This is a genomic window from Methanoculleus sp., from assembly GCF_030019085.1.
Classification (GTDB): Archaea; Halobacteriota; Methanomicrobia; order Methanomicrobiales; family Methanoculleaceae; genus Methanoculleus.
This window is the reverse complement of sequence record NZ_JASEFJ010000033.1, coordinates 1-8,438: the sequence shown is the minus strand read 5'-3', so window position 1 is coordinate 8,438 and position 8,438 is coordinate 1. Positions and strand designations below refer to the sequence as shown.

At 49.3% G+C, this 8,438-nt stretch carries 6 protein-coding genes and 1 pseudogene; 1 reads left to right on the top strand and 6 read right to left on the bottom strand.

The window, feature by feature from the left end; all coding sequences use genetic code 11:
* Positions 1-324 precede the first annotated feature (324 nt).
* Positions 325-570 carry a hypothetical protein gene (locus QMC91_RS09515; protein WP_300238006.1) on the top strand — a complete coding sequence of 82 codons (246 nt, stop codon included), beginning with the start codon at positions 325-327 and terminating at the stop codon, positions 568-570.
* Positions 571-1,526: 956 nt separating this feature from the next.
* Here the strand turns inward: QMC91_RS09515 and QMC91_RS09510 are convergent.
* The 6 genes and pseudogenes from QMC91_RS09510 to QMC91_RS09485 all read right to left on the bottom strand — a co-directional run.
* The gene (locus tag QMC91_RS09510; protein ID WP_300238005.1) at positions 1,527-3,041 is read right to left on the bottom strand and encodes a DUF6798 domain-containing protein; all 1,515 of its coding nucleotides are present in this window, start codon (positions 3,039-3,041) and stop codon (positions 1,527-1,529) included.
* 294 nt (positions 3,042-3,335) lie between these two features.
* Complete coding sequence (locus QMC91_RS09505; RefSeq protein ID WP_300238004.1) at positions 3,336-4,307, bottom strand: lysylphosphatidylglycerol synthase transmembrane domain-containing protein; 972 nt, start codon at positions 4,305-4,307, stop codon at positions 3,336-3,338.
* Positions 4,291-5,007 carry a dolichyl-phosphate beta-glucosyltransferase gene (locus QMC91_RS09500; RefSeq protein WP_300238003.1) on the bottom strand — a complete coding sequence of 239 codons (717 nt, stop codon included), beginning with the start codon at positions 5,005-5,007 and terminating at the stop codon, positions 4,291-4,293. Before QMC91_RS09500 ends, QMC91_RS09505 begins: the two co-directional genes overlap by 17 nt.
* Positions 5,000-6,301: an NAD(P)/FAD-dependent oxidoreductase gene (locus QMC91_RS09495; protein ID WP_366944401.1), complete on the bottom strand. Its 1,302-nt coding sequence runs from the start codon at positions 6,299-6,301 to the stop codon at positions 5,000-5,002. The genes QMC91_RS09500 and QMC91_RS09495 overlap by 8 nt, the downstream gene beginning before the upstream one ends.
* A gap of 277 nt (positions 6,302-6,578) precedes the next feature.
* On the bottom strand, positions 6,579-8,066 hold the full coding sequence (locus QMC91_RS09490; protein WP_209727729.1) for a flippase-like domain-containing protein: 1,488 nt from the start codon (positions 8,064-8,066) through the stop codon (positions 6,579-6,581).
* Positions 8,063-8,438 (bottom strand): annotated as a pseudogene (locus QMC91_RS09485) (hypothetical protein); the annotation flags it as partial. The pseudogene QMC91_RS09485 and the gene QMC91_RS09490, both read right to left, overlap by 4 nt.

Here is an 8,438-nt window from a genome sequence, read left to right as displayed (position 1 = left end):
AGGTTGTTAAACGACGTTACGTCGGCGATCGGGACGGCAAGGTCCCGGACCGCCGTTTTGTTCACGGTTGTCTGAACGAAGTCTGCCATGGTTGGTAACTCCTCACGGCACAACGCTCTCGGTTGTGCCCAGCAGGAAGATGCTTCGCATCTCCCGTTGCCTGCATGCTCCCGGGAATATGACAGACAACTATAGGGTAGACCCGGGAGAGTATCAGCCTGACTTTATCGGGAAGCCTGAATTGGGCTCGGATTCTGAAATATAACCGTTACGGTCAGCCTTTTTGTCCCCCGCCACCTATAGTCCCGCAGGAGGATTGCCTGGATGACCAACGAAAAGACCACCCGGGAGCTCGTCTATGAGACGAACCGGGATGTGAAGTGGATCTGCAAAACCCTGCAGAGAATGGAGGCACAGGACGAGGAGTTTGAGGTCCGGCTCCGGGCGCTGGAGGGCTGGCGGGCGGAGAAGGCCGGAGAAGAGAAGAGGATCTCGACGATCAGCGCCGGGGCTGGAGGGATTGTCGGCGGGGTGGTGGCGGTGATCGTGAAGGTGCTGGGCGTGGGGTGAGGGACTGCCGCGCCAGTGTGATTAGTTAGGACGATAATTGGGAGGCAAACCTGAAACACCTTCCTAAATGAAGCCATACATCGGCCGTCCTGGTGTGGTCCCTGCGCCCCCCCCAATGGCATCCTGTCCATCCTAATTGGATAAGGTCGAGGGAGGTCGTCTGATATACCCTTTTTGCATAATTCGGAATGGTACTGATATACCGGCAAAATCGGAACCAAACCACCGGTATATCGTGCCAAGTGCATCCAGCGCTCAGGGTATGAGATCGTAAGGCCACGGGAAACAAAGATTTTCCTGTCAAGCTAATGTTCTGCAATTTCCATGTCGGTCTCTCGCACTGTGTGATCGATACCATGGCAATGCTGATGAAAACTGGTTGGTGGAAAAAGAGGTTATTAATTATAATGGCTATAAAAGGTAAAGGGGATTAAGCTGAGCGATCTGATCGATTAGAGCGGTATCCCTCATGTCTGTATCTTTTCCCCAGCAAATGCCCCCATTCCCAACTCTATGCACTAAATCCCGAAGGATTGGAGATTCCTGGAGCGGAGGAGCAACCTGCGATTGTTTCAGCAGATGCGGCCTACGATGCCCGGGATATCCGCCAGTACAACAGGGACTAAGGAATCAGGAGCAATATCCCGATCACCGGAGAAGCCAGAAATAGCCAAAGTGGGTAAGACTGATATAACTCGATCCAAGGGTATACAAGAAGCAAAACGCATTAGAGATCTTTTTTAGTCAGATTGAAGCGTTTAAGCAGATCGTTTCATGATATGGACGGTGTGCGAATTCATTCCATAGGCTAATTCAACTGACATATGCAGTTATGGTAAAAGAACATTGGGATGACCCCTCCCTTAGATGAAATTTCATTAGTCTGACATATCATGCTTGCAACTTCGAGTCAACTAATCTCGCAGCAAATTAAGCACTTATGATAGCACAATCCGCTAAATCGAATATATCCGATAGTTTGCGTCTTCATATGCCGTGGTGAGATTGAGATCGCTCGTACTTTTTATGAGGATGAAACTTGCCTCGTATCTCTCACAAAGTGCAGCGAGTTCAGTCTCATCTAAGGTATTGTAACCTTTGCCATGATTTGTAACATCCTGTATCCGTTTCCACCACCCGATTACAGCTTCATCCCGAAACGGGAACGCCTTCCAGTCGATAACAATTGCTCTTTCAGCCCTTAGACGAAAATCTTCGATGGAAGGATCGATAAGAAATATAGCATCTTCTGGAGTATGTAGTTTTATCCAGTCATACATAGGATCTCTTGGTCCAGTAGCCGGTAGGTAGGATGTATTGAACACCACATTCACAAAAATCAACGTTACAAAAACAAGTCCTACAAGCAGCAATACGTTGGAATATTGTGTAACATTATCTGATAATTTATAATTAGGGCCTCTAATTTTCGTTAGGAAAATTTTAACCGCTTGAGATGCACCATATCCGATATACAAATACATTACAAGAACAAGATATGGAGCAAGTCTAAATAATTGCAACTTACCTATGAGGGGGACTGGCAGTACTTCTACGAATATAGTCCCTATGACGAGCAAACCTATCCCAGTAGAGAAAAAAAGTGAGAACAACGTATCTTTGTCTGACCAGTTTGTTTTTGCCTTCCAGAGGATCAATCCCAAAAATACTGCAAACACTTCTAAAAAAATGATATAGTTACCCAGTGGAAAAGAAAATGGGCAATAATGATGTGGATGGCGGATAGAGGTGATAACTTCAAATATCTGTAGATTTTGTATGTTGGATGAGAACGTAATTACAGGTAACAAAGCAACACAGGCGATGATTGCATACACCCCCAAACAGAAGGTTTTCTTTATGATATCTATCGATTTAACTAGAATGAGCAAACAAAGGGCTAAGATACAAGTTATCAACAACCCTTCAAGAGGATGCACAAAGGTTACAATGCCTAGAATGATAAATGCCAAATAGAACTTTTTCTTTAGAAAAAAATACGTCGACAATACTGTTAATGGAAGTGCAATGGAAGCTGGGATTAACAAATTATATATTAGCCAATCCCCGCCCAAAATATTTCTAATGGTGATTGGACCATAAACAATCAAACTTAACGTCACTATCGGAGCGAAATAACTCTTAAACAGATCTAGGGAGATCAAGGAAATTATCGTTAAAAGAGATACTAACGATGTTATGTAAATTACGTAGAAGGCAATTGGTAAGCCAAGTTGTCCTGCAATACTTGCCATGAGTATAGAGTAATAGTATCTGGGTGAAAAACCATCATTTTGGTTTACAAACCAATCGTTTTCTAAGTATTTTTCATCCATAGTTCTAAGAATTATTGGGATCTGTTCATTGTGGTTAGATGTGCCAAAAGAGTATGATGGTATGACAACTGACGCAAACAATAAACTAATTAATATAGCGAATCCGATTTCGGTTAGTTTTATGTCAGTTCCCATAGTTGCAATAACGTTTGCAGGCGCACTATATCAATTCATGCATTATAAGATGCATAATCTACATATTGGTTGTTTCAAAGGGTTATAAATCAAAATTGAAGCAGATGTGGGAACCTTTAGATGAACAGATAACTAGATTTTAAGAAGTGATGAGGTAAACTCTTTATCCTTCCTTAAAAACTCTTCTCCGCAGGCAATTACTGTATCTGATTGGCCATCGATCGTAGTTTTACCGAAGTGCCTTGTGCTGCTTCGAAAAATTCAAGCCTGCCTAGAACCCTATTATAACTTTCCTCAAGGTTCATGTAATTCTTCCTCGGAAAGCCCTTCCCAGAACGAGTGCTTCATCAGATTCACTGACCAGTCACCAAAGTAATAGAGGGACGCGACCCCACCGACAAGGGTGACTAGATTCTTGACCAGGTGGTCAATGACGGCGATCACTGTTGCAGTCGCCGGAGCCATGCCGGCGAGTTCGAAGGTGATGGCGAGGGCGAACTCATAGGTTCCAACACCGCCGGGCGTGATCGGGACAGCTTTGATCAGGTTACCAATGACGATGGCGAGCATGATGACCATGAAGGGGATGCTCTCGCCAAACATCATGACGACAACGGCGCAGACCAGAACGTCCATAAGCCAGATCCCGATTGAGGACGACCCAAGCACAAAGGCGCTCCTCATGCTCAGGGAGACTGCCCTGACCTCTGTGAGCATGCTATAGAAAATGCCGAGATATTTGTTTTCAGAGTGACTGTTACCCGTCAAGAGCAAGAAGATAGCAAAGGCGGCCCCTCCAACGATCGGGATGACGATAAGAGGCAGAAACCATTCTGGCGTTCCGATAACGAAAGGAAGCGCAAGCAGACCAAGAAGAGCAATTGTCACCACGTCAAATATCCGCTCGACGATAAGGGACGAGACGCCCTGCGAGTAGGTTGCCAAACCTTCGTGTTTAAGGATGAAGATCCGGACCAAATCGCCAAGGCGAGCAGGGACAATAAGGTTTGCGGTCTGGGAGAGGAGGATGCAGGCCGTGGAGAAGGTAAGGCCGAGCCGGACGGTGAGCCCGCCAAGGATCGCCCGGTATCGCCATCCTCGCATAACCCATGCAAGGGCGCAGATGAGGACGGCGAAGGCCAGATACAGGGGATGAATATGGGCGATGGTGACCATGAGGTCATCCCAGACCCGCCATAGCATATACGCCAGAATTCCGAACGCAACCAGGGACGGGATGAGGATTGCACTAACCTTCCGCCACATGCAACTGCCACCAGAGCCCGAGAATCTGTGACCCCATCGAAAAGACATCCTTAAAACGCACGGTTGTACCAGGTCCCTGTCGCCAGACCACCGGGAACTCAGCCACGTGATAGCCCTTTCGCTGCCCCCGAACCAGAACCTCAGTATCCCAGAACCAGTGTGTGGCCTGAATTTCAGGGATCAGATTGAGGATCCGCTCTTTTCTGAACGCCTTGAAACCACACTGGTGGTCATGGAGCCTGCTTCCAAGGAAGACGCGCACGAGAAGGTTGTAGCCGCGGCTTGCGATCTCCCGGCCACCGCTCCGAACGATCCTGGAATCCGGCATTAGCCGGGATCCTGTGGCGATATCAGCGCCATCCCGGATCGCCCCAACGAGTTCAGGCAGGTGGGCGAGGTCAGTCGCGAGGTCGACATCATAATAACAGACAATACGATGAGATGCGGCCTTGATAGCGCGGTTCAGAGCCCTGCCCCGGCCGAGGCGCTCGTCAGCATGGAGGAGCCTGACGCGGGGATTCTTCTCGTGCCATGCCTGGACGAACTCTGCACTTTCGTCGGTGCTCCCGTCCTCCGCGACGATCACCTCAAACGCGTCGGCGATTTCAGAGAGTGCAGCGACAGATTCAGGGATCGCTCGTTCAAGGGCGGACCGGTCATTGAAGACAGGTAAGATGACCGATACGCCGTCTTCAGACACGGTTCTCCTCCATGATCTTTCTGGCTGCCTCTTGGCCGGCAATAATCGATCCCTCCATAGAGCGCTCAGGATAGTTGGGAGGGGAGAACATTCCGGCGAGGTACAGCCCGTGCTTCTCGTATGCGGGGATGAGACCGGCGAAGCCGGTGGTGTAGACTGGCCCGGCGAAACGCTCCACCGCGAGTTCACTCCAGTGGATCGCGTTTTCAGGAACTGAAAACCGGCGGCAGAAGTCAGAGAGCATCGTTTCCTTCAGACCGGGTACTGGTTTTTCCCCAAAATAGGAGGCGAGATAGACGATATCCTCACCATACCGCTCACGGGGCACGAAATTCGTGTGGGCCACAACAGCCCCATATGGGGCTGTATCCTTCATATTTAACCAGTAAATGCCATCAGTAACGTCCTGGTCGAGTCCGATGGTCATGCAGGCCGCACCCTGATACGGCACCGTGGTAAACTCATCTCTCCCGCTGAGGCGTGCGACCTCTTGGGGCGGTATAGTGGCGAGAACCACGTCGAAGGCCCTGCCATTTATGAGCCATTTTTCTCCCGCTCGCTCTATCGAGGTTACCGCGGTTTCTTTCTCAATGATACATCCGCTGTTAAGCAACTGCCGCTCCATCTCATCGACAACCAGGTGCCAGCCGCCATTCAGGTAGCCGAGCCTTTCTCCCTCAACGCCACGGTCGGACCTGATGGCGATCCTGGAGATGAGCCACGCAGCCGAGACCTCGTGCCGGCGATCGCCGAACTTGCTCCGCAGGAGGGGCTCGAAGAAAGAAGTGTAGATCTTCTCTCCGAGGTGCTCTCTGATGTAGTCAACCGCGGGGATTGTGTCCAGGGACACGAGGTCAAGATTCTTCGCCCGCAACGTAAGGAGGCCAAGACGTATCTTGTCGGTGAACGAGAGGTGAGGATAGAGAAGAATTTCGATTGGGCGTGTCAGCGGATGAATCGTTCCATTGACATAATATCCGGTAGATCCACTGATCCATTCGAGGCGGTCTGAAAGTCCGAGCTCCCTGAGGAGAGAGAAGAGATGCTCATCACCGGCAAAGCAGTGGTGGTAATAGTGTTCAATCTGGTATTCTTTTCGATTATAAGAGGTCAGACACCCGCCGAGGAAGGGTCGAATCTCGAATATTGTGACCTCAAAGATATTGGAGAGTGTTTGGGCAGCAGTTAGTCCCGAAAGGCCGCCTCCGATGATGCAGACATGCATATCATTTTTTTGAATAGCGAATATATAACAATAAGTAATCCATGTGTTGCGTTGGTTATGTAAGACCATCTAGAGTCTCCGATATGCAGGATATTTCGTGACAATCTTCAGAAGCTGGACGATTTTCTATAGTCGTAAGTGGATTTGATGACGTTTTTGTAATTGTACTGAAAGGACGGCCCCACTCACAATAAGCAGAGTGTGACTCCTGTTCCGCCCCAAGTGGGATAATATATGTTCGGGATCTTAAGATAGTGATTGGTGATGAGTCCGACATGTGATGCCACGATAAGCCATACCGAGACGATTCGCAATATGTCGAAAACAAGCAGGCGTCCATGTCCTTTCATTTAGCATACACCACTAACTGATTCAGCCCGAACTCAAATCGCTCATAATGTACCAGTTTTAGACCGGTTTCATTCGAAAAACTGACGAAGTCCTGCTGGTGATACAGTCTGTCGTGTTCCTCTACAGCTTCCCTGCTGAACAGACGCAAATGAGACCCAGCACTAAGGATAGTATTTGCAAATTCGGTTGGGGTTGTAATAATAATCCGGCCGTCATCGGATAATCGATCTCTACAGAACATTAGTTGCCCGACAGGGTCGTCCAAATGCTCAAGGACGGCGGAAAGGATGATAGTGTCAAATATCCGATCTGAATCTTTAAGGCTGGATGGCGAGTGAAAGGACACTCTTGCATTGTTCTGATAACGTAGTTGCGCGGCCAGAAGCACGTCTTCATTTATGTCGACGCCCAAATACTCCTTGCCGTTGAGCATCGATGCCAACTTGCCATAGCCGCATCCATAATCGAGAACCCTCTCACCATAAATATGCGGGAGCACTTTTTGTAATCTTCTCTCTTCGAGGAACGGTGAGAGGAGCCCTGTTATCTGGCCTTTGCTTTTACAGTCATCTGGAGTACTATTGTTCTGTTCCATATGTGCACCTCTGAGAGCAAACAGGTACCCGAAGAGCCCGGGTATCAGGACCATGGTGAGGAAGAGGAGGAGTGAAAAGGCAAACCCGTTCGCGGCGGTTTCACCGAGCTGGAGGAAGCAGTACGATCCGACGGATTCCCGCAACCCCAGTCCTGAAATGGTGATGGGAATGTTTCCCATGAGGACGATGAGGGGGAGTGCAATGACGGCATTTACGTCTGCGTTGAGCGCGAGAAGCAGGAAGTAGCCGAGAAGGTAGGCAATACCATAATAACTGAATGTAGAAAGAATTACGACGGGTAGTATTTTGGGATTAGTAAGTTGGTCCCGGCAGTTGGTAACAAACGTGTCCACATGCTCCGCACCGACTTTAAAGAACCTCGCGGCGAGCAGAAGGCACCTCCGGTTAACGAGTGCTGCCGTGCCACAAAGTACAACGATGGCGCACACAGCAATAAGATATGGCATCGTGGACTGATTATTGAAGAAGAGCGCAATGGTAACGGCACCGAGCACAACCAGAGCCAGAACGTCAGTAATCTTTTCCACGAGCACAGTCGATAATACGACGGTTCGATTTTCCTTCAGGTGGTACGCTCTCCCCAGTTCCCCTACCTTACCTGGTGTGATTGCGCCGTAGAACACTCCGATGATGAGAACCTTAAACAGTTCCAAGAATGGTTTGGTGATACCTGTTGTTCGGAGCAGGATTCCCCATTTATATGTCCTGATCAGGAAAAGAATCGGCACCGTCAGTAAAGCAGGGATGAGGTACGGAATGTTCAGCGACTCAAATGTATTGAAGATTTCTGATGGGTGAACCCTCGTGAAGAGGATTAAAAACAGGAGGGCCGTGAGCCCGAGCTTTAAAGCGGTACTCGCCTTCATTTCTTCAGCCTGTACAGGATCTCCTCCGACAGCATCCTCTGCGTCTTCAACATGTCCGCAAGCAGCCCGAACACAATCGCCTGCAGCCCGACGATGACGAGCACGGTGGTGAGGACCGCCGAGGGGAGGTGGGGCGTTACCATCCCGGTCTCAAAGTAGTGCGTCAGGACCCCGAAACCTATGGCCAGGCCGACGAGTATCAGGACGAGCCCGATCCAGGTGAAGACCTGGATAGGGTGGTAGTCCCGGAAGCTTCGTGCTATTGTTTTGCCTGCCGCGGAGGCGTACCCGAAGAGACTCGCGATCAGCCGGGAGTTTCCGTCCCGCCTCCGGAACTCCACCGGCACCTGGACGAGCGTCAGGTTCTTGTTC